20 protein-coding genes and 4 tRNA genes are annotated in these 21,767 nt (G+C 59.4%); 19 read left to right on the top strand and 5 right to left on the bottom strand.

All coding sequences use genetic code 11. The features are described 5' to 3' along the window. Positions 1 to 21 precede the first annotated feature (21 nt). Both ACJ8PI_RS13880 and ACJ8PI_RS13875 read right to left on the bottom strand, forming a co-directional pair. A complete protein-coding gene (locus tag ACJ8PI_RS13880; protein WP_060706240.1) occupies positions 22 to 993 on the bottom strand; it encodes an aldo/keto reductase in 972 nt (323 codons plus the stop codon). A 12-nt stretch (positions 994 to 1,005) separates the two neighbouring features. Further along, positions 1,006 to 1,806 (bottom strand): SDR family NAD(P)-dependent oxidoreductase, encoded by an 801-nt coding sequence (locus tag ACJ8PI_RS13875; protein WP_239509788.1) that lies wholly within the window; start codon positions 1,804 to 1,806, stop codon positions 1,006 to 1,008. Between the two features lie 106 nt (positions 1,807 to 1,912). Between ACJ8PI_RS13875 and ACJ8PI_RS13870 the strand changes: the two genes are divergently transcribed. The 6 genes from ACJ8PI_RS13870 to chbG all read left to right on the top strand — a co-directional run bounded on the left by ACJ8PI_RS13870 (position 1,913) and on the right by chbG (position 8,117). Further along, entirely contained in the window at positions 1,913 to 2,806 is an 894-nt protein-coding gene (locus ACJ8PI_RS13870; RefSeq protein WP_164134591.1) for a LysR family transcriptional regulator, read from the top strand. Positions 2,807 to 3,222: 416 nt separating this feature from the next. Beyond that, positions 3,223 to 3,540: a PTS sugar transporter subunit IIB gene (locus ACJ8PI_RS13865; RefSeq protein WP_004932561.1), complete on the top strand. Its 318-nt coding sequence runs from the start codon at positions 3,223 to 3,225 to the stop codon at positions 3,538 to 3,540. Between the two features lie 12 nt (positions 3,541 to 3,552). Next, positions 3,553 to 4,914, top strand: coding sequence for a PTS N,N'-diacetylchitobiose transporter subunit IIC (chbC, locus tag ACJ8PI_RS13860; protein ID WP_004932557.1), 1,362 nt, complete (start codon positions 3,553 to 3,555; stop codon positions 4,912 to 4,914). A gap of 43 nt (positions 4,915 to 4,957) precedes the next feature. After that, on the top strand, positions 4,958 to 6,343 hold the full coding sequence (locus tag ACJ8PI_RS13855) for a glycoside hydrolase family 1 protein (RefSeq protein WP_164105359.1): 1,386 nt from the start codon (positions 4,958 to 4,960) through the stop codon (positions 6,341 to 6,343). 15 nt (positions 6,344 to 6,358) lie between these two features. Then, entirely contained in the window at positions 6,359 to 7,207 is an 849-nt protein-coding gene (gene chbR, locus ACJ8PI_RS13850) for a transcriptional regulator ChbR (protein ID WP_033637170.1), read from the top strand. Positions 7,208 to 7,355: 148 nt separating this feature from the next. Next, positions 7,356 to 8,117 carry a chitin disaccharide deacetylase gene (gene chbG, locus ACJ8PI_RS13845; protein ID WP_060423406.1) on the top strand — a complete coding sequence of 254 codons (762 nt, stop codon included), beginning with the start codon at positions 7,356 to 7,358 and terminating at the stop codon, positions 8,115 to 8,117. Positions 8,118 to 8,128: 11 nt separating this feature from the next. On the opposite strand, the gene ACJ8PI_RS13840 is transcribed toward chbG, so the two are convergent. Next, positions 8,129 to 9,508, bottom strand: a complete 1,380-nt coding sequence (locus tag ACJ8PI_RS13840) for an MFS transporter (protein WP_049194581.1) — start codon at positions 9,506 to 9,508, stop codon at positions 8,129 to 8,131. 243 nt (positions 9,509 to 9,751) lie between these two features. Between ACJ8PI_RS13840 and pncC the strand changes: the two genes are divergently transcribed. The 13 genes from pncC (at position 9,752) to luxS (ending at position 19,571) form a co-directional block, all read left to right on the top strand. Beyond that, positions 9,752 to 10,240 carry a nicotinamide-nucleotide amidase gene (pncC, locus tag ACJ8PI_RS13835; protein WP_041033341.1) on the top strand — a complete coding sequence of 163 codons (489 nt, stop codon included), beginning with the start codon at positions 9,752 to 9,754 and terminating at the stop codon, positions 10,238 to 10,240. A 111-nt stretch (positions 10,241 to 10,351) separates the two neighbouring features. After that, entirely contained in the window at positions 10,352 to 11,416 is a 1,065-nt protein-coding gene (gene recA / locus ACJ8PI_RS13830; protein ID WP_004932541.1) for a recombinase RecA, read from the top strand. 60 nt (positions 11,417 to 11,476) lie between these two features. Beyond that, positions 11,477 to 11,989 (top strand): recombination regulator RecX, encoded by a 513-nt coding sequence (gene recX / locus ACJ8PI_RS13825; protein ID WP_047569255.1) that lies wholly within the window; start codon positions 11,477 to 11,479, stop codon positions 11,987 to 11,989. A 133-nt stretch (positions 11,990 to 12,122) separates the two neighbouring features. Next, entirely contained in the window at positions 12,123 to 14,750 is a 2,628-nt protein-coding gene (alaS, locus tag ACJ8PI_RS13820) for an alanine--tRNA ligase (RefSeq protein ID WP_164134590.1), read from the top strand. A 252-nt stretch (positions 14,751 to 15,002) separates the two neighbouring features. Beyond that, positions 15,003 to 15,188 (top strand): carbon storage regulator CsrA, encoded by a 186-nt coding sequence (csrA, locus tag ACJ8PI_RS13815; RefSeq protein ID WP_004091602.1) that lies wholly within the window; start codon positions 15,003 to 15,005, stop codon positions 15,186 to 15,188. Between the two features lie 310 nt (positions 15,189 to 15,498). Further along, positions 15,499 to 15,591 (top strand) — tRNA-Ser (locus tag ACJ8PI_RS13810). Positions 15,592 to 15,594: 3 nt separating this feature from the next. Next, positions 15,595 to 15,671: transfer RNA gene (locus ACJ8PI_RS13805), tRNA-Arg, on the top strand. Positions 15,672 to 15,729: 58 nt separating this feature from the next. Continuing rightward, positions 15,730 to 15,806 (top strand) — tRNA-Arg (locus ACJ8PI_RS13800). A gap of 191 nt (positions 15,807 to 15,997) precedes the next feature. Continuing rightward, a tRNA-Arg gene (locus tag ACJ8PI_RS13795) sits at positions 15,998 to 16,074 on the top strand. 178 nt (positions 16,075 to 16,252) lie between these two features. Continuing rightward, a complete protein-coding gene (yqaB, locus tag ACJ8PI_RS13790) occupies positions 16,253 to 16,819 on the top strand; it encodes a fructose-1-phosphate/6-phosphogluconate phosphatase (RefSeq protein ID WP_033637176.1) in 567 nt (188 codons plus the stop codon). Then, positions 16,816 to 17,244, top strand: coding sequence for a YqaA family protein (locus ACJ8PI_RS13785; RefSeq protein WP_004932520.1), 429 nt, complete (start codon positions 16,816 to 16,818; stop codon positions 17,242 to 17,244). The genes yqaB and ACJ8PI_RS13785 overlap by 4 nt, the downstream gene beginning before the upstream one ends. Before the next feature lie 82 nt (positions 17,245 to 17,326). Further along, positions 17,327 to 18,889: a glutamate--cysteine ligase gene (gene gshA, locus ACJ8PI_RS13780; protein WP_033650024.1), complete on the top strand. Its 1,563-nt coding sequence runs from the start codon at positions 17,327 to 17,329 to the stop codon at positions 18,887 to 18,889. Between the two features lie 166 nt (positions 18,890 to 19,055). Then, positions 19,056 to 19,571 (top strand): S-ribosylhomocysteine lyase, encoded by a 516-nt coding sequence (gene luxS, locus ACJ8PI_RS13775; protein WP_019455133.1) that lies wholly within the window; start codon positions 19,056 to 19,058, stop codon positions 19,569 to 19,571. A gap of 63 nt (positions 19,572 to 19,634) precedes the next feature. On the opposite strand, the gene ACJ8PI_RS13770 is transcribed toward luxS, so the two are convergent. Together ACJ8PI_RS13770 and ACJ8PI_RS13765 are read right to left on the bottom strand one after the other, a co-directional pair. After that, positions 19,635 to 20,924, bottom strand: coding sequence for an HlyC/CorC family transporter (locus tag ACJ8PI_RS13770; protein WP_033637180.1), 1,290 nt, complete (start codon positions 20,922 to 20,924; stop codon positions 19,635 to 19,637). 41 nt (positions 20,925 to 20,965) lie between these two features. Further along, a complete protein-coding gene (locus tag ACJ8PI_RS13765) occupies positions 20,966 to 21,757 on the bottom strand; it encodes a cytochrome C assembly family protein (protein WP_033637181.1) in 792 nt (263 codons plus the stop codon). Between the last annotated feature and the right edge of the window lie 10 nt (positions 21,758 to 21,767).

Genomic DNA, 21,767 nt, shown 5'->3' with positions numbered 1-21,767 from the left:
CCTGGAATGAAGGAAAAGGGGCTACCAACGTTCGGGGCGGGCAGCGTGCGCCATTGGCGCCTCCAGCGCGGCCACGTCTTCTTGCGATAGCCTGAGGTCTAGCGCCGCCAGTGCATCCTGCAGATGGTGTGGCTTGGACATGCCCACCAGCGGCGATGCCACGCCGGGTTTGGCCAACAGCCAGGCCAGCGCGATTTGCGCCGGGGGAACGCCGCGCGCGGCCGCCACCTCCGCTACCGCAGCGACGGTGCGTTCGACCTCGTTTCTGCCGCCGTACCAACGGGGAGCCTGCTCGTCGGTGGCGGCGCGCAGCGTGCCGCCACTGCCGGAGCCGGCCAGCACGCCGCGGGCCAGCGGCGACCAGGGCGTCAGGCCAAGACCTTCCTCCAGGCACAGCGGGATCAGCTCTTCTTCGTCTTCACGCGTCACCAGGTTGTATTGGCTTTGCAACGAAATAAACGGCGCCAGGCGGTGCTGACGTTGAAAGGCCAGCATTTTCATCAGGCGCCAGGCGTGCAGTGAAGACGCGCCGAGATAGCGGATCTTGCCCGCCCGCACCAGGCCATCGAGGGTGTCGGCAGTTTCTTCGATCGGCGTTTCGGTGTCGAAGCGGTGCAGCACGAACAGATCGAGGTAATCCGTTCCCAACCGCTGCAAGGAGGCGTCAATGCTGTGCAGCAGGTGCTTGCGCGACAGCCCCCGGCTGTTCGGCTGCGCGTCCATCGGAAAGTAGGCCTTGGTGGCGATCACCACGTCTTCTCGACGGGCGAACGCCTTCAGCGCGCGGCCGAGAATGCGCTCGCTTTCTCCGCCGGAGTAAATGTTGGCGGTATCAAAAAAGTTGATGCCCGCTTCCAGCGCCTCGCGGATAAAGGGGCGCGCTTCATCCTCCTTCAGCACCCAGGGGCGCCAGGCCGGATCGCCGTAGGTCATGCCGCCCAGGCAGAGGCGGGACACCTGCAGGCCGCTGTCGCCAAGCCGAACGTAGTTCATGGCATCGTCTCCTCAGCGCATGCCGGCGATGGTGTAACCGCCGTCCACCAGCAGGCTTTGGCCGGTGATGAAGCGGGCTTCCTCCGTCGCCAGCCACAGCGCCACATCGCCGATGTCTTCCGATTCGCCCAAGCGGCCGGCGGGCGTATGGGCGATAAAGGGCGCGAACGCCGCGCTGTCGGCCACGCTGCCGCGCGTCATCGGCGTGTCGATGATGCCGGGGTTGATGTTGTTGACGCGGATGCCCTGGCCGCTGTATTCGAGCGCCACCGCGCGGATCATCGCATCGAGCGCGCCTTTGCTGGCGGAGTAGCTGGATGAGCCGGCCAGCGCGCCGTGGGTCAGCCAGGAGGAAGTGTTAACGATCACGCCGCCCGAGCGCTGTGCCAGAAAGGTTTCAATCTCGTATTTCATCGCCAGCCAGACGCCTCTGAGGTTAATGGCGATCACCCGGTCAAAATCCTCGCTGCTCTGTTCGGTGATGGGGGCGAAGTTGCCGATGATGCCGGCGTTGTTGAAGGCGACGTCGAGCCGGCCGTAGTGGGCGGTCACCGTGGCGAGCAGCCTGCGGATATCGTTTTCCTGGGAGACGTCGGCCACGATGGGCAGGGCGTCGCCGCCGGCGAGCGCGATGTCGCGCGCCGTGGCTTCGATTTCCGCCGCGCGTCGGCCGGCCAGCGCCACTTTGGCGCCTTCGCGGGCATAGGCCAGCGCGGCGGCGCGGCCGATGCCTGTGCCGCCGCCGCTTACCAGCACGACTTTGTCCGCCAGACGGCGCGGTGTTTCATGAGTTGGAGCTGTAGCATTAATCATCGCATCGATACCTGGTAATGGGTTCGATCGTAATGCTATGTTGTTAGATAACGGATAACTATCCGCTAAAAATTCATCTCACTATTAGATAATTTATATTAATAGCATGAAGAAACCCGAATTGTCCGGCCTGGCGGCCTTCGTGGCTATCGCCAGTGAACGCAGCTTCCGCCGCGCCGCCGCCCGATTGGGCGTGACGCCGCCGACGCTGACCCACACCCTGCGCGAACTGGAAGCGCAGGTGGGCATTCGCCTGCTGAACCGCACCACCCGCAACGTTTCGCCGACGGAGGCCGGTGAGCATCTGTTGGCACAGCTGGTGCCGGCCTTTACCGACATCGACGCCGCGCTGGAGAGCCTGAATGCGTTTCGCGAAGGGCCGCGCGGCCTGGTGCGCATCAACGCGCCGCGTTCGGCGATCGATCTCGCCATCGTGCCGCATCTGGGGCGGTTGGCCAGCGAATATCCCGGCATTACGCTGGAGGTGGTGGCGAACGAAGGGTTCGCCAACATCGTCGAGCAGGGCTTTGACGCCGGTATTCGGCTCGGCGAGGATCTGCACAACGATATGCGCGCGGTACGCCTGACGCCGGATCTGCGTTTTGCCATCGTCGCCACGCCGGACTATTTTCAACGGCACGGCGAACCGACGCACCCGCAGGATTTGCTGCAGCACCGCTGCATCGGTTGGCGCAAGGCCTCTTCGGGCGAGCGCTACAAGTGGGCGTTTCAGCAGGGCGAGCAGCGGTTTTCCGTGGCGGTCAACAGCCCGCTGATCGTGGATGACGCCAGGCTGCTGCTGCAGGCGGCGCTGGCGCACGTCGGCATCGCCTTCGCCATTGAACAGGAGGTGGAAGAACACCTCGCGAGCGGGCGGCTGCGGCGAGTGTTGGCCGACTGGTGCGCGCCGTTTCCCGGTTTTTACCTCTATTACCCCAACCGCAGGAACCATTCCGTGGCGCTGGCCACGGTGATCGAGTTGCTGCGTCTGCCCACCTAATCCTCTTCGCCTGCCATCGCGTTCGGAGAGCAGCAGGCGAATCAAGCTTGAACTATTTTTATTCCCTTTTCGTTTGTTCAGGCGCAAATAAACCCTTAAATTCTCGGTGTGTTTATAACTATCTGTTTATAATTGTTATTTGAGTATTTATTACGAATATTCTGAGTTTATATCGGTTATTTGAGAGCCCGGTCACACTATTTTTTTATGCGAAATGTGAAGGGGGTCAAGCCATCAGGTCAAGGAGAGACGGTTATTCTCCCCCCTGGCTTACCGATCCGTTTTCATGCTCCGTATACTGTCTGCCACCAGGGCAACGTGACGGAAATTTTCATAAGGAATGTGCGTGAAGCAATCGTGATTGCATCTGGCATACAAATAACACAGGGTTTTTTTGATTATCTGAGGTGCTTGGTATGGAAAAGAAAAAAATCTATCTGTTTTGTTCTGCCGGTATGTCCACTTCCCTGTTGGTTTCAAAAATGAAGGCGCAGGCCGAGAAATACGAAGTGCCGGTGATCATCGCCGCCTACCCGGAAGCGCTGGCTGCGGAGAAAGGCGTTGAAGCGGATCTGATCCTGCTGGGGCCGCAGATTGCCTACACCTTGCCGGAAGTGCAAAAACAGCTGCCCAACAAACCCGTTGAAGTCATCGATCCGCTGCTGTACGGCAAGGTCGATGGGCTGGGCGTTCTGAAGGCCGCGGTGGCCGCCATCAAGAAAGCCAACCAATAACAGGAGGCCGCCGTGAATACCCTCATTGCCTCGCTCGAGAAGGTTATCCTGCCTTTCGCCGTAAAAATCGGCAAGCAGCCCCACGTCAACGCCATCAAGAACGGCTTTATCCGCCTGATGCCGCTGACCTTGACCGGGGCGATGTTCGTGTTGATCAACAACGTGTTCCTGAGCTTCGGCGAAGGATCGTTCTTCTATTCGCTGGGCGTGCGCCTGGACGCCTCCACCATCGAGACGCTCAATAGCCTGAAGAGCATTGGCGGCAGCGTGTACAACGGCACGCTGGGGATCATGTCCCTGATGACGCCGTTCTTTATCAGCATGGCGTTGGCCGAAGAGCGCAAGGTCGATCCGCTCGCCTCGGCGCTGCTGGCGGTGGCTGCTTTTATGACCGTCACACCGTTCAACGTCGGCGAGGCCTATGCGGTGGGCGCCAACTGGCTGGGCGGCGCCAACATCATTTCCGGTATGGTGATCGGGCTGGTGGTGGCCGAGATGTTTGCTTTCATCGTGCGGCGCAACTGGGTGATCAGCCTGCCGGACAGCGTGCCGGCTTCGGTGTCGCGCTCCTTCTCGGCGCTGATCCCCGGTTTCATCATCCTCTCCATCATGGGGCTGGTGGCGTTCGCGCTGGCGCACTGGGGCACCAACTTCCACCAGATCATCATGGACGGCATTTCGGCACCGCTGGCCAAGATGGGCAGCGTGGTGGGCTGGGTGTACGTGCTGTTCTCCTCGCTGCTGTGGTTCTTTGGGGTGCACGGCTCCATGGCGCTGGCGGCGCTGGACAGCGGCATCATGACGCCGTTCGCGCTGGAAAACGTGGAGCTGTACAACAAATACGGTTCGGTCGAAGCGGCGGTGGCCGCCGGGAAAGAGTTCCACATGTGGGCGAAACCGTTCGTCGACTCCTACATCTACCTCGGCGGCACCGGCTCGACGCTGGGCCTGATCATCGCCATCTTCATCGCCTCGCGCCGCGAGGATTACCGCCAGGTCGCCAAGCTGGCGACGCCGTCCGGCATTTTTCAGATCAACGAACCGATTCTGTTCGGCCTGCCGGTGATCATGAACCCGGTGATGTTCATTCCGTTCATCCTGGTGCAGCCGGTGCTGACCATTATCACCTCGCTGGCTTATTACTCCGGGCTGATCCCGCCTATCACCAACATCGCGCCCTGGACCATGCCGGTCGGCCTGGGGGCGTTCTTCAACACCAACGGCAGCATCATGGCCATGTTGTTGAGCCTGTTTAACCTGGCGGTCGCCACCGTGATTTATCTGCCGTTCGTGGCGATCTCCAACAAGGCGCAGAGCCAGATCGACGCGGCGACGGAAAGCGAAGAAGACATCGCCAAGGCGCTGAAATTCTAACTGTGGAACGGGGCGGCGCGGCCGCCCTGCGAGGGACGCGAGTATGGAATATCAATTTGCCGACGGGTTCTGGTGGGGGAGCGCCACCTCCGCGCCGCAGTCTGAAGGGGCGGCCGCGCGCGACGGCAAGAGCCGCAACATCTTCGACTATTGGTACGAGATCGCGCCCGAGCGCTTTCACGATCGGGTGGGGCCAGCCGAGGCCTCGACCTTTTACGACCATTTCCGCGCCGATATCGGGCTGCTCAAAACGCTGGGCCACAATACCTTCAGAACGTCTATCTCGTGGTCGCGGCTGATCCCGGACGGTGACGGCGAGGTGAACCCGCAGGCGGTGGCGTTCTATAACGCGATGATCGACGAGCTGCTGGCGCAGGGCATCACCCCGTTTATCAATCTCTACCACTTCGATATGCCGCTGTGCATGCAGCAGCGCGGCGGCTGGGAAAGCCGGGCGGTGGTCGAAGCCTATGCGCGTTACGCCGATATCTGCTTCGGCCTGTTTGGCGATCGGGTCACCCACTGGTTCACCTTCAACGAGCCGATCGTGCCGGTGGAGGCCGGTTACCTGAATGACCTGCATTACCCTTGCGTGGTGGACTTCAAACGGGCGGTCACCGTGGCGTATCACAGCGTACTGGCGCACGCCATGGCGGTGCAGCGTTTCAGAGCGCGGGAGCTGCCGGGGAGCATCGGCATCATTCTGAATCTGAGCCCGACCTATCCACGTTCCGACGCGCCGGAGGATCGGCAGGCCGCGCACGACGCCGATCTGCTGCTCAACCGCAGTTTCCTCGATCCGGTCGCCAAAGGGCGTTATCCGGCGGCGTTGCTGCAGCTGCTGGAGCGGCATGGGCTGATGCCCCACTGCGAGCCGCAGGATGCGCAGCTGATTGAAGGCGGCGTGGTGGACATCCTCGGCGTCAACTACTACCAGCCGCGCAGGGTGCAGGCGAAAGAGGGGCGTCATGCCGAGGGGCCGATCGCATCGCCGGAGGATTTGTTCAGTTACTATGCAATGCCGGGCCGCAAAATCAATCCGCACCGCGGCTGGGAGATCTACGAAAAGGGGCTGTACGACATCCTGATGGATCTGAAAGAGAACTACGGCAACCTGCCTTGTTATATTTCGGAAAACGGCATGGGCGTTGAGGGCGAAGAGGCGTTTATCGGCGCCAATGGGCGGGTGGAGGACGATTACCGCATCGACTTTATTCGCGAGCACCTGAAGTGGCTGCACCGCGCGCTGGCGGAAGGCTCGCAGTGCAAAGGCTATCATCTGTGGACCTTTATCGACTGCTGGTCCTGGCTGAACGCCTACAAGAATCGTTATGGGCTGGTGCGGCTGGATCGGGCGGATCAGCGCCGCACCATCAAGAAAAGCGGCTACTGGTTTGCCGAGGCGGCCAGACGCAACGGATTTGACTAACGGGAGGCCGGCGCCGTGTCCGACAACCGAATTTCGCTGAGTGCCAACGACGTGAAGCTGATTCGCGAGCAGGATTTTTTTAACTGCAAAGATTTTCACCTGTTTATCTACAACAAGGTGGAAAGCGCCACCGGGCTGCATCAGCACGACTATTACGAGTTCACCATCGTGCTGAGCGGCAAATGCTATCAGGAGATCAACGGCAAGCGGGTGCTGCTGGAGCGCGGGGATTTCGTCTTTATCCCCATCGGCTCCTACCACCAGAGCTTTTACGAGTTCGGCGCGACGAAAATCTTCAACGTGGCGGTCAGCAAAGCGTTCTTTGAAGAGCACTATTTGCAGCAGCTGCCGCGCTGCTTCGTCGCCTCGCAGGCCTACAGCCTGAGAAACGAGTTTTTGGCCTATATCGAATCGGTGGTGAGTTCGCCGCAGTTTCGCGAGGACGACTTCGCCGAATTTCTCGAAACGCTGACCTTCTATGTGATCAGCCGTATTCGTCACCATAAAGAAGAAAACGATGGCGGCGATGATATCCCGCAGTGGCTGAAGAACACCCTGGCCGGCATGCATGACAAGGCGATGTTCGGCGAAAGGGCGTTGGCTAACATGGTGGCGCTGTCGGGGAAAACCCAGGAATATCTGACCCGGGCGATGCGGCGTTACTACCACAAGACGCCGATGCAGGTGATCAATGAGATCCGCATCAACTTCGCCAAGACGCAGCTGGAGGTCACCAACTATTCGGTTTCCGATATCGCCTTCGATTCCGGCTATGGCGATGTCAGCCTGTTCATTAAAAACTTCAAGCGGCTCACCGATGTGACCCCAGGCAACTACCGAAAAAAGTGCTACGGCCCTCTTTAGGGCCGCTCCCGATCAGTATCAACGCCGATATGCCGATGAGCTTCAGGCCGCCGGCCGGTTAATCATTCGATTTTTACCTTAGCGAAGGGGAATGCCGCGCCGGTCGGTCGGGCTTCCCTTGCCAAAAATTCATCCCGCGGGAGCCACTATGGAAAAACTACTGATCGTGAATGCCGATGACTTCGGCCTGAGCAAGGGACAAAACTACGGTGTTATCGAGGCGTATCAGCATGGCGTCGTTTCCTCTACCACGGCGATGGTGAACGGCGGCGGCGCACAGCACGCGGCGGCGCTCAGCCGGCAATATCCGGGGTTACCGATCGGGCTGCATTTCGTTTTGACCCATGGCAGGCCGCTGGGCGCCATGCCTTCGCTGGTCAACGAGCATGGCGAATTGGGTAAATGGCTGTGGCGCCGCGCCGAGGCCGGCGAGCTGCAGCTGGACGAGATCCAGGAGGAGCTGCAGCGCCAGTTCGCGCGGTTTGTGACGCTGTTCGGCAGGCCGCCGACGCACATCGACAGCCACCACCATGTACATATGCAGCCGCAGATTTACCCGCTGGTGGAGGCGTTTGCGCAGGCGCAGGGTCTGCCGCTGCGCCTCGATCGCGAAGAGGCGAAACGGCGCGATATTGCGTTGCAGACGCCCTGCAGCACCGACGCGTTTGACGCGGGATTCTACGGCGAAACGATTTCCGAAGCCTTGTTCCTGCAGCGGTTGGCGCGCGCCGACGAGCAGGGTGCCGAGTCATTGGAAATGATGTGCCACCCGGCGTTCCTCGACGCGACGATCCTGCAGAGCAAATACTGCCACCCGCGCCTCGTCGAGCTGGATGTGTTGACCGCGCCGACGCTGAAAGCGGCGATCGCCGAACGCGGTTTTCTGCTGGGCTCTTTCCTGGATCTGTAGCTCCGCGCCGTTTACAGCATGGCGTGCGCCTTTTTCAGGCCGGTGTCCTCTTGCGGATCGGCGCCCTGAGGCAAGTGCTCCGTTTCCTGTTCTTCAGGCTGCGGCTCGTCGACATCGGGCGCCGCTTCCGGCGGGGGCATGGTGTCGTGAATGATCTGCTCATCAAAGGTCGGATTGAGCGCCGGCGACAGCGGCGAGCTGGCGAGGCTGTCCGGCAGCGGAATGTGCGGCACCGGCGCGTCCTGCGCCAGCTGCGGCTCCTCCGCTTTCGCCGTGCGGCTGAGGGCCGCCAGCAGCACGCCGCACAGGGCGAAGAAGGCGTACAGGATATTGCCGCCAAGCGGCTCGATCAGCGCGCCGACCGCCAGCGGCCCGATGCTGGCGCCGACGCCGAACGCCATCAGCAGGCAGGCGGCCAGCGAGACGCGGCGCTCCGGCTCGATCAGATCGTTGGCCAATGCCACCACCAGCGGGTAGAGCGTAAACTGCAGCATGCTGACGACGAACCCCACCGCCAGCAGCAGCGGGAAATCGATGTGCGGCAGCAGCGCCAGCGGCAGCGCCGCCACGATCAGAAAAATGGCGTTGAGGCGCATCAGCAAGGGGCGGTTATAGCGATCCGACAGCCAACTGAGCGGGAATTGCGCCACCAGCCCGGCGAAGATGGCCAGCGCCATGAACAGGCCGGTTTGCTGCGTGGTTAAGGATTGCAGGCTGGCGTAGACCGGCGCCAGGCCGTAAAACGAACCTACCACCATGCCGATCACCAGCGTGGTGGCCAGCACCTTGGGAATGGCGCCGACAAAGTAACGCAGTTCCATCGGCGCCGGCGACATGTGGCGCGCATTGGTGCGGGTGGTGAGAGCGATCGGCACCAGGCAGAGCGCGAAGCACAGTGCGATCACCAGCAGCGTGGCAATGCCCAGATTGCTTTGCAGCATCAGCACGATCTGGCCCAGCGACATGCCGAGATAGGTCGCCGCCATATAGAAACCGAACACCATGCCGCGCTGGTTGGATTCCGCCTGGTCGTTCAGCCAGCTTTCCAGCACCATGAACTGACACATCATGCACAGCCCGATCACCAGACGCAGCGCAACCCAGGCGGGAATGAACGCCGTCAGGCCGTGCCCCAGCACCGCGGCGGTAATGATGCCGGCGCAGGCCACGTAGGCGCGGATATGCCCGACGCGGGCGATGAGAAAGTGGCCGACCTTACCGCCGATCACCAACCCGATGTAGTTGGCGGCGATGATGGCGCCGATCAGCGCGCTGCTGACGTGGATGGAGGCCAGCCGCAGCGAGACGTAGGTGGTGAGCAGGCCCGAGCCCAACAGCAGCAGCAGGGTGGTGGTGTACAACGGCAAGAATACGCCCAACGTTTTTTTCACGCTATCGTCCTAATCTCTTCTGGTGCGCCCTGAGGCCGCCGCCGCAGCGTGCCGCCTCCGTGATGTTCCTTGTGCTGGTGCGCCGCCGCTCGCTGGGGCGCTTCTTTTGATACTAGCAGCTTGGCCGGGCGCTTAAAACCGCACCTCCTGCGAGGCGCTGCGCATTTCTGCGCGCCGGCCGCCGCGCCGCCTTGATAAATGCTACTATCGGGCGCATATACCTGAATTCGCGAGGGAGGGGTTATGAGTGACGACCAACTGCGCCGGCTCAGCGTGCTGGCGGGGGAAAAACTGAAGGCTCAGGGCCGCTGGATCACCTGCGCGGAATCCTGCACCGGCGGCGGCATCGCCAAGGCCATTACCGATATCGCGGGGAGCTCCGCCTATTTCGATCGCGGTTTCGTCACCTACAGCAATGCGGCGAAGCACGACCTGCTGGGGGTGAGCGAAGCCACGTTGGCGGCGCACGGCGCGGTCAGCGAAGAGGTGGTGCGCGAGATGGCGATAGGGGCGCTGCGTGCGGCGCGGGCCGATCTGGCGCTCTCGGTAAGCGGCATCGCCGGCCCGGACGGCGGCAGCGCGGAAAAGCCGGTCGGCACCGTGTGGTTCGGCTTCGCCGGCAGCGATGGCCGGGGGCTGTCGCGCAAGATGCAATTCGAGGGCGATCGCGATGCGGTGCGGCTGCAGGCGACGATTTTCGCGCTGCAAACCGCCATCGACGAATTTTTGTAAATTAGGCTTGATACTGTATGACCATACAGTATAATTAGTGACATTTCCTGCACAACATACATTCAGTGGCAGTGTGGGGTAACACCGGCATTGCGAAACGAAGGAGCAAAAATGGCTATTGATGAGAACAAGCAAAAGGCGTTAGCTGCGGCACTGGGCCAGATTGAGAAACAGTTCGGCAAAGGCTCCATCATGCGCCTGGGTGAAGACCGCTCCATGGACGTGGAAACGATCTCCACCGGCTCACTGTCACTCGATATCGCTCTGGGCGCCGGCGGCCTGCCGATGGGCCGCATCGTCGAAATCTACGGCCCGGAATCCTCCGGTAAAACCACCCTGACGCTGCAGGTGATCGCCGCTGCGCAGCGCGAAGGCAAAACCTGTGCGTTCATCGACGCCGAGCACGCGCTGGATCCTATCTATGCGAAAAAGCTGGGCGTCGATATCGACAACCTGCTGTGCTCCCAGCCGGACACCGGCGAGCAGGCGCTGGAAATCTGTGATGCGCTGACCCGCTCCGGCGCGGTTGACGTCATCATCGTCGACTCCGTGGCGGCGCTGACGCCGAAGGCGGAAATCGAAGGTGAAATCGGCGATTCGCACATGGGTCTGGCGGCGCGCATGATGAGCCAGGCGATGCGTAAGCTGGCCGGCAACTTGAAAAACGCCAATACCCTGCTGATCTTCATCAACCAGATCCGTATGAAAATTGGCGTGATGTTCGGCAACCCGGAAACCACGACCGGCGGTAACGCCCTGAAGTTCTACGCTTCGGTGCGTCTGGATATCCGCCGCATCGGTGCCATTAAAGAGGGCGACGAAGTGGTGGGCAGCGAAACCCGCGTGAAAGTGGTGAAGAACAAAATCGCTGCGCCGTTCAAACAGGCTGAATTCCAAATCATGTACGGCGAAGGCATCAACAGCCGTGGCGAGCTGGTCGATCTGGGCGTGAAGCACAAGATGATCGAAAAAGCCGGAGCCTGGTACAGCTATAACGGCGAGAAAATCGGTCAGGGCAAGGCGAATGCCTGTAACTTCCTGAAAGAAAACCCGGCTATCGCCGCCGAGCTGGATAAGAAGCTGCGCGATTTGCTGCTGCACAGCGGCGGTGAGCTGGTGGCCGCTTCCGGTGACGACTTCGAAGACGACGAAGCGGAAACCAGCGAGCAGTTCTAATCGCTGAAGATGTGCGCCGCCGTTCGTGTGGCGCATATCCCATAAATTCAGGCTTGAATGATGAATGACTTGCTAAGCCGCGCCATGCGCCTGCTGTCGCAACGCGATCATAGTGAAGCTGAACTGCGCCGCAAACTTGCGGCGCAGCCGTTTGTGGCGAAAGCCCGTTTTGGCAGCAAGGGGCCACATGCGCCGGCATCACCGCCGGTGGTTGAAGAGCCGGTGGATCCTGCGCTGATCGAGCAGGTTATCGCCTACTGTTACCAGCATAACTGGCTGGACGATAAGCGTTTCGCTCACAGCTACATCGGCAGCCGCAGCCGTAAAGGTTACGGTGCGCAGCGCATCCGCAGCGAACTGATGCAAAAGGGCGTCGACAAAGCGCTGGTGCAGGACGCGCTGGCGGAATGCGACATCGACTGGTGTGAACAGGCAAAACAGGTGGCGCAGCGAAAATTTGGCGATGCGTTGCCAACCGACTGGAAAGAGAAAGCCAAAGTGCAGCGTTATCTGCTCTATCGCGGCTTCTTCCAGGAAGAAATTCAGTCAATTTACCGTGATTTTGCGCAATGAGCGCACACGGGGTTTTACTTCCCTCTGAAGAAAATTTATCTTATCCCCACTTTTTGTTCGTGAGCTGGTTGTCATCGTCGGGATGAGGCGTCACCGGCTCACGTGTCGTTATTCTAGCCTTTCCAGGAAAATTATGAGCAAGAGCACCGCTGAGATCCGTCAAGCGTTTCTCGATTTCTTTCATAGTAAGGGTCATCAGGTTGTAGCGAGCAGCTCCCTGGTGCCTAACAATGATCCGACATTGCTGTTTACCAATGCCGGCATGAACCAATTTAAGGATGTTTTCCTGGGGCTCGACAAACGCGCCTATTCCCGCGCCACCACCTCGCAGCGCTGCGTGCGCGCAGGCGGCAAGCATAACGACCTGGAAAACGTCGGTTATACCGCGCGTCACCACACCTTCTTTGAAATGCTGGGCAACTTCAGCTTCGGCGATTACTTCAAGCACGACGCGATCGGCTACGCATGGGAACTGCTGACCGGTGAAAACTGGTTCAACCTGCCGAAAGAGCGACTGTGGGTCACCGTGTATGAAACCGATGACGAAGCGTTCGACATCTGGCAGAAGCAAATCGGCGTACCGGCCGAGCGCATTATCCGCATCGGCGACAACAAGAGCGCGCCTTTCGCTTCCGATAACTTCTGGCAGATGGGCGACACCGGCCCATGCGGCCCGTGCACCGAGATTTTCTACGATCACGGCGATCACATCTGGGGCGGCCCTCCAGGCAGCCCGGAAGAAGACGGCGACCGCTACATCGAGATCTGGAACATCGTTTTCATGCAGTTCAACCGTCAGTCCGACGGCACCATGCTGCCGCTGCCGAAACCTTCTGTGGATACCGGTATGGGTCTGGAGCGCATTGCGGCGGTGTTGCAGCATGTGAACTCCAACTATGAAATCGATCTGTTCCGTACCCTGATCGCCGCCGTGGCTAAAGTGACCGGCGCAACCGATCTGGACAACAAATCCCTGCGCGTTATCGCCGACCACATTCGTTCCTGCGCCTTCCTGGTGTCGGACGGCGTGATCCCGTCTAACGAAAACCGCGGCTATGTGCTGCGCCGCATCATTCGTCGCGCGATCCGCCATGGCAACATGCTGGGCGCGAAAGACACCTTCTTCTACAAACTGGTGGCGCCGTTGATCGAAGTGATGGGCCCGGCGGCCGACGAACTGAAACGCCAGCAATCGCTGGTGGAGCAGGTGCTGAAAACCGAAGAAGAGCAGTTTGCCCGCACGCTGGAGCGTGGCCTGGCGCTGTTGGACGAAGAGCTGGCCAAGCTGCAGGGCGATACCCTGGACGGCGAAACCGCTTTCCGTCTGTACGATACCTACGGTTTCCCGATCGATCTGACCGCTGACGTCTGCCGCGAGCGCGGTTTGAAAGTCGACGAAGCGGGCTTTGAAGAAGCGATGGAAGCGCAGCGCCGCCGTGCGCGCGAATCCAGCGGCTTTGGCGCCGACTATAACAGCCTGATCCGCGTGGATGGCAGCAGCCAGTTCAGCGGTTACGATCACGACGAGCAGCAGGCGACGGTCATCGCGCTGTTCCGCGACGGCCAGCCGGTCGATCAGATCAACGCCGGCGAAGAGGCGGTGGTGGTGCTGGATGAGACGCCGTTCTATGGCGAGTCCGGCGGCCAGGTCGGCGATAAAGGCGTGCTGAAAGCCGCCGGCGCTGAGTTTACGGTCAACGATACCCAGAAATACGGTCAGGCTATCGGCCATCAGGGCAAACTGGCGCAGGGTTCGCTGAAGCTGAACGATCGCGTGGACGCGCAGATCGACGCTGAGCGCCGTAACAGCATTCGTCTGAACCACTCCGCAACTCACCTGCTGCACGCCGCGCTGCGCCAAACGTTGGGCGACCACGTCGCGCAGAAAGGCTCGCTGGTTAACGACAAATACCTGCGTTTCGACTTCTCGCACTTCGAAGCGATGAAGCCGGAGCAAATCCGCGCGGTGGAAGATCTGGTGAACCAGCAGGTACGTCGTAACCTGCCGGTGCAGACCGAGCTGATGGCCTTGGAAGATGCCAAAGAGAAGGGCGCGATGGCGCTGTTCGGCGAGAAGTACGATGACAACGTGCGCGTGCTGACCATGGGCGACTTCTCCACCGAGCTGTGCGGCGGCACCCACGCCAGCCGCACCGGCGATATCGGCCTGTTCCGCATTCTGAGCGAGTCGGGCACCGCGGCGGGCATCCGCCGTATTGAAGCGGTGACCGGCGCTGGCGCTATCGCTACGCTGCATCAGCAAAGCGATTTGTTGCAAGACGTTGCTCAGTTGGTCAAAGGCGACAGTAACACCCTGACCGATAAAGTGCGCTCGGTGCTCGATCGCACGCGCGCGCTGGAAAAAGAACTGCAGCAGTTGAAAGATCAGCAGGCGGCGCAGGAGAGCGCTTCGTTGTCCAGCCAGGCAAAAGTGGTTAACGGCGTGAAGCTGTTGGTCAGCCAGTTGGACAATGCCGAAGCCAAAATGCTGCGCACCATGGTAGATGACCTGAAAAATCAATTGGGTTCGGCCATCATCGTGTTGGCAACGACGGCCGATGACAAAGTCAGCCTGGTTGCTGGTGTGACCAAGGATCTGACTGACCGCGTGAAAGCCGGCGAGTTGATCGGCAACGTGGCGCAGCAGGTCGGCGGCAAGGGCGGTGGTCGCCCGGATATGGCGATGGCGGGGGGGACGGATATCAACGCCCTGCCAGCGGCGTTAAACAGCGTAGAAGCCTGGGTGGCCTCGAAGCTGTGAATATAAATAAATAGCACGCACAAACGCCATAATACTTTGTTGATTATGGCGTTTTCATACTGTGCTAACACAATTTAGTTACAATTGCGGGAACAAAGTTTTTCAGGTCGGCTAAACTTACCATTATCTGAGGTGGGACCAAGTCTGCTTACACTTATTGTGGGTTGCGTGGCTTACGTTTTCACCACATATGATGGATAATGACGGGGAAACTGAGAGACCCGACTCTTTTAATCTTTCAAGGAGCAAAGAATGTTAATTCTGACTCGTCGAGTTGGTGAAACCCTCATGATTGGCGATGAGGTTACGGTTACTGTGCTAGGGGTAAAAGGCAACCAGGTGCGTATTGGTGTGAACGCCCCCAAAGAGGTTTCGGTTCACCGTGAAGAAATCTATCAGCGCATTCAGGCAGAGAAGTCTCAGCAGACGACTTACTGATTCCGAAGCAGCGTCTCGTTGCCAGACGAGACGCTACTGCATCGTTTTACCCACTTCCTTTGCCCTCCCTCTTCTTTTTCGTGATTATTTTCCCGGTTAGTTTCCTGCTTTGTTGCTACAGACGCTGCGGTTGCCTGTTGATAAAACGCCCTTTTTGCCGTGAAATCGCCCATGTTGGGTGCGAATTGTGCAAACGCGCATGAGTTGGGAAAAATTGTTTGACTTAAAAGTCGGAGAAAGTAATATGTGCGCCACGCAGTGCCGATGAGCTTCTCTAAAGCGAGTTAGGCACAATTCGAAAGAAGCGTTTGGTGAGGTGGCCGAGAGGCTGAAGGCGCTCCCCTGCTAAGGGAGTATGCGGTCAAAAGCTGCATCCGGGGTTCGAATCCCCGCCTCACCGCCATTTGCATCCGTAGCTCAGCTGGATAGAGTACTCGGCTACGAACCGAGCGGTCGGAGGTTCGAATCCTCCCGGATGCACCATATTAGCCGTATGGTAGAGTTGGGAACAAAGTACCATAGGGTATCAAAGAATTACTGTGCATCCGTAGCTCAGCTGGATAGAGTACTCGGCTACGAACCGAGCGGTCGGAGGTTCGAATCCTCCCGGATGCACCATTCTTCACTTCCCGTACAGCGAAGAGAAATCTTCAGGCGGGCAGTAAAAAAGAAAGTGTCCCTTAGGGAGGATAACGTTGCTTCAGCAACGGCCCGCAGGGTGAGGCGCAAGCGCCAAATCATCCTCCCGGATGCACCATTCTTTAAGTCTGGCTTCATTAGCGAAGCAGGCAAGCAGTAAAAACAGTAATGCATCCGTAGCTCAGCTGGATAGAGTACTCGGCTACGAACCGAGCGGTCGGAGGTTCGAATCCTCCCGGATGCACCATCTAAGAGAAACCCGCTTCGGCGGGTTTTTCGCTTTTCAGCATTTAACCATTCTCTCTTCACCCCTGTCCTCCTTTGCGCCCGATAGGGCACAGCACATTCCGTTATGACGCAGTCAGCGACAACCCAACGGCTTTACGCTAAAGTAGTTTTCTTTCCTCAACGATCATGGAGTAACGATGTACGACCGCTATCAGGGTCTTATTTTCGACATGGACGGCACGATTCTGGACACCGAGCCAACGCACCGTAAAGCGTGGCGTGAAGTGCTGTCCCGTTATGGCATGACGTTTGATGAAGCGGCCATGGTGGCGCTGAGCGGTTCGCCGACCTGGCGCATCGCGCAGGCGATTATCGCCAGCCATCAGGCCGATCTCGATCCTCATCACCTGGCCGCGGAGAAAACCCGCGCGGTGGAAGCGATGCTGCTGGACAGCGTGCGTCCATTGCCGCTGATCGAGGTGGTGAAGTCCTATCATGGCCGCCGTCCGATGGCGGTCGGCACCGGCAGCGAGCACCGCATGGCGGAAATGCTGCTGCGTCATCTCGGCCTGTTCAACTGCTTCGACGCGATCGTCGGTGCGGACGACGTGCAGCGCCACAAACCGGAGCCGGACACTTTCCTGCGCTGCGCCGAACTGATCGGCGTGCCGCCGGAAAAATGCGTGGTGTTTGAAGACGCTGATTTCGGCATTCAGGCGGCGAAAAGCGCCGGTATGGCGGTGGTAGACGTCCGTACGCTGTGAGTAGTACGCTAGCCGTAATATCGTTATTTGGCAGTAGCTTCCTCAGTGCGACGCTGCTGCCGGGAAATTCAGAAATCGTTCTGGTCGCCTTGCTGACCCAGAGTCGCGTCTCGCCGGAGTTGCTGGTGCTGGCCGCGACCCTGGGCAACACGCTGGGTGGCTTGACCAATGTCATTATCGGGCGCCTGTTACCGGCGTTGAAACCACAGCGGGGGCTGGCAACGGCGCTCGGGTGGCTGCAACGCTTCGGCCCGGCTGCGCTGTTGCTCAGCTGGGTGCCGGTGGTGGGCGATTTGTTGTGCGTGTTGGCAGGTTGGCTGCGCATGCCCTGGGGCTCTGTCGCGCTGTTTCTGTGTATCGGAAAGGCGCTGCGTTACATCGTTTTGGCTATGATAACGGTACAGGGCATCGCCTGGTGGCAGTAACCAAGTGAATATAACTCAATATTCTCTCGGGTGCGGATTCAGTATGCTTACGAGTTATTGTTTTTAGAAGCGGGAGGTCAATTTGATCCCGGACGTATCACAGGCGCTTTCTTGGTTGGAAGCCCATCCCCAGGCATTAAAAGGCATTCGTCGCGGCATCGAGCGTGAAACGCTGCGGGTCACGCCGAACGGCACCTTGGCGACCACCGGGCATCCGGAAAAGCTGGGCGCGGCATTGACGCACCACTGGATCACCACGGATTTCGCCGAGGCGCTGTTAGAGTTCATTACGCCGGTTGATGACAATATCGATCACCTGCTGACGTTCCTGCGCGATATTCATCGCTACGTGGCGCGCAATATCGGCGATGAGCGCATGTGGCCGCTCAGCATGCCGTGCTTTATCGAAGCTGAGCAGGATATCGAGCTGGCGCAGTTCGGCTCGTCGAACATCGGCCGCATGAAGACGCTGTACCGCGAAGGGTTGAAGAATCGCTACGGCGCGCTGATGCAGACCATTTCCGGCGTGCACTACAACTTCTCGCTGCCGCTGGAGTTTTGGCAGGCCTGGGCCGGCGTGCAGGACGCAGAAAGCGGTAAAGAGCAGATCTCGGCGGGCTATTTCCGCCTGATCCGCAACTATTACCGTTTCGGCTGGGTGATCCCGTATCTGTTCGGGGCATCGCCGGCCATTTGTTCTTCGTTCCTCAAGGGGCGCGAGACCAATCTGCCGTTCGAGCGCACCGAGCAGGGGATGTGCTACCTGCCGTACGCCACTTCGCTACGCCTGAGCGACCTGGGTTATACCAACAAGTCGCAGAGCAATCTGGGCATCACCTTTAACGATCTGCACAGCTATGTGGCCGGTCTGAAACGGGCGATCGCGACGCCTTCCGAAGAGTTCGCCAAGCTGGGCGTGAAAGAGGGTGACCGTTACCTGCAGCTGAACAGCAACGTGCTGCAAATCGAGAACGAGCTGTATGCGCCGATCCGGCCGAAGCGCGTGACCAAAAGCGGCGAGACGCCGTCGGACGCGCTGCTGCGCGGTGGTATCGAATACATCGAAGTGCGTTCGCTGGACATCAACCCGTTCTCGCCGATCGGCGTGGATGCGGTGCAGGCGCGTTTCCTGGATCTGTTCCTGGTGTGGTGCGCGCTGGCCGATGCGCCGGAGATGAGCAGCGATGAACTGCTGTGCACGCGCAAGAACTGGAACCGGGTGATCCTGGAGGGCCGCAAGCCGGGCCAGACCATCGGCATCGGCTGTGGCGCCAGCCATGAACCGCTCGAAAAAGTGGGCAAGGCGTTGTTCGCCGATCTGCGTCGGGTGGCGGAAGTGTTGGACGGCGAAGCCGGCGATCGCCAATACCAGCAGGTGTGCGATGAGCTAGTCGCCGCGTTCGACGACCCTGAGCTGACCTTCTCCGCGCGCATCCTGAAAGCGATGCAAGCGGAAGGCACCGGGCGCGTCGGCCTGCAATTGGCGGAGCAATATCGCAAGATGCTGCTGGAAGAGCCGTTGGAAATCCTGAACGAGGCCGAGCTGGATAAAGAGCGGGAAGCCTCGTGGCAACGCCAACGCGACATAGAAGCCAATGATACGCTAAGCTTTGAAGCGTTCCTGAAGCAAAACGGCGGAAGCTGAAAAAGAAAAAGGCCACATCAATGTGGCCAAATATGCATCTCTGATGACAGGGATGATGATAACAAATGCGCGTCTTTCAGATACTGAGACTCGCAGGGTTGGAAAAGGTTTCCCGGTTAGGAAAAAAAGTTTCGAAATAAATGCTCTTTTACGAGGAGGTAGCGAAATGCCATTGCTGGATAGCTTTACCGTCGATCATACCCGTATGGCAGCCCCGGCTGTCCGCGTTGCGAAAACCATGAAGACGCCTCACGGCGATACCATCACGGTGTTTGATCTGCGCTTTTGCCGCCCGAACCTGGAAGTGATGCCCGAGCGCGGCATTCACACGCTGGAGCACCTGTTCGCCGGCTTTATGCGTGACCACCTGAACGGCCAGGGCGTGGAGATTATCGACATCTCCCCGATGGGCTGTCGTACCGGTTTCTACATGAGCCTGATCGGCGTGCCGGAAGAGCAGCGCGTAGCCGATGCGTGGAAAGCGGCGATGGCCGACGTGCTGAAAGTGACCGACCAGCGCAAAATCCCTGAGCTGAACGAATACCAGTGCGGCACTTACCATATGCACTCGCTGGAAGAAGCGCAGGAGATCGCCAAGCACATCCTGGATAACGACGTGGTGGTGAACCACAACGACGAGCTGGCGCTGCCGAAAGAGAAGCTGCAGGAACTGCATATCTAGCCGCGAGTTCCCGCAGAGAAAAAAAGACGCGATTTCGCGTCTTTTTTACGTTCTGGCCAGCGGTCAGTGATGGCCGACGCTGGATTGCAGCGAGGTGATCGGCGTGACCCGCACCTGTTTTATCATGTTGCCCTGCACGTCGAGAATGTCGATATCGTAATGGCCGATACGCAACCGGGTGCCGATTTCGGGGATCTCTTCCAGCTCTTCGAGCAGCATGCCGTTGACGGTGCGCGCCTCGTTGGCCGGCAAGGTCCAGTTGAAGGCCTTGTTCAGCTCGCGCACGTTGGCGGTGCCGTCGATCAAGACCGAACCGTCGCTCTGCGGCGTGACCTCTTCCGCCAGCGTGGGTGACATCGAGGTGGTGAAGTCGCCGACGATCTCCTCGAGGATATCCTCCACCGTGACCAGGCCCTGAATGTCACCGTACTCGTCGACCACGATGCCGACCTTCTCTTTGTTGCGCTGGAACTTCACCAGCTGCACGTTGAGCGGCGTGCCTTCCGGCACGAAGTAAATCTCGTCGGCGGCGCGCAGCAGGTTCTCTTTGTTGAACTCTTTTTTCTCGGTCATCAGGCGGTAGGCTTCGCGCACGCGCAGCATGCCGATGGCGTCGTCCAGCGAACTGCGGTACAGCACGATGCGGCCGTGCGGCGAGTGGGTCAACTGGCGCATGATCGACTTCCAGTCGTCGTTGACGTCGATGCCGACGATCTCGGTGCGCGGCACCATGATGTCGTTAACCGTCACCTTTTCCAAATCCAGCACCGAGATCAGCATGTCCTGATTGCGCCGGGAGATTTGCGACTGGGATTCGCGCACGATGGTGCGCAGCTCATCCTTGCTGACGGCATCGCTGATGCGCACGTTGGTGCGAATGCCGAACAGGCGCAGCGTCATACTGGTAATGCCGTTGAGCAGCCAGACCAGCGGGAACATCACTTTTTGCAGCGGCGCCAGCAGAAAGCTGCTGGGGAAGGCGATGCGTTCCGGGTAGAGCGCGGCGAAGGTTTTCGGCAGCACTTCGGCGAACAGCAGCACGGCGAAGGTCAGTATGCCGGTGGCGATCGCCACGCCGAGGTCGCCATACAGCCGCATGCCGACGATGGTCGCCAGCGCCGAGGCGAGGATGTTGACCAGGTTGTTGCCGATCAGCACCAGGCCGATCAGCCGATCCGGTTTTTGCAGCAGCTTCTCCACACGGCGCGCCGAGCGATTGCCCTGTTTGGACAGGTGACGCAGGCGATAACGGTTGAGCGTCATCATGCCGGTTTCGGAGGCGGAGAAGTAAGCGGAGACCACGATCATGATCACCAGGATAATGATGAGGGTCCCCGTCGACACATGCTCCAATGCAGTATTCCTTATAGAGAGGGAAAGTTGAGGCGGCCGGCTTAGCGCACCATCACCTGCTGAATCAGACGGCTGCCGAAGTAGGCGAGCGTCAGCAGGAAGGCGCCGGCGAAGCTGAACCAGACGACGCGGCGGCCGCGCCAGCCTTCATGGTAATGGCCCCACAACAGCACGATATACACGAACCAGGCCATGATCGACAGCACCGCTTTATGCACGTTCTCTTTGCTGAACAGGTTATCCATGTACAGCAGGCCGGTGCACAGAGTGAGCGTCAGCAGCACCACGCCGATCTGGGTGATATGGAACATCTTGCGCTCGATGCTCATCAGCGGCGGCATGTCGGCGCTAAAGGTCAACTTCTTGTTTTTCAGAAGGTAGTCGAGCCAGGCAAGCTGCAAGGCGTAGAGCGCGGCGATGATCAGGGTGGCGTAAGAGAACAGCGCCAGGCCGATATGCACCATCAATTCCGGGCTGGACTCCAGGTGAGTGATGAACTCGCCGGGCATGAAGCTGGCGAAGGCCAGATTGATCATCGCGAAGCTGTAGACGATCGGCAGCAGGAACCAGCCGCGGTCGCGCGAGGCGACGAAGGTCATGACCGAACAGATGATCAGGCTGACGATCGAGCCAATGTTCAGCAGGCTGAGATTCTGCCCGGCGCTGACGTCGAAGATGCGCTGCTGCAGCGCGATGGCGTGGCAAATCAGCGCCACCACCGCCGAGACGAGGGCAAGCCGACGGTATGCGCTGTTCTTCCGCAACAAGCTGGGAATGATCAGTCCAAGGCTGAGCAGGTAGGCCATCAAAGCCACAATGGAGAAAACTGGCATAGCGTTTAAT

Origin of the sequence: Serratia sp. CY82433, assembly GCF_052166535.1 — a bacterium.
Lineage (GTDB): Bacteria > Pseudomonadota > Gammaproteobacteria > Enterobacterales > Enterobacteriaceae > Serratia > Serratia sarumanii.
This window is presented reverse-complemented; position numbering and strand designations above follow the sequence as displayed.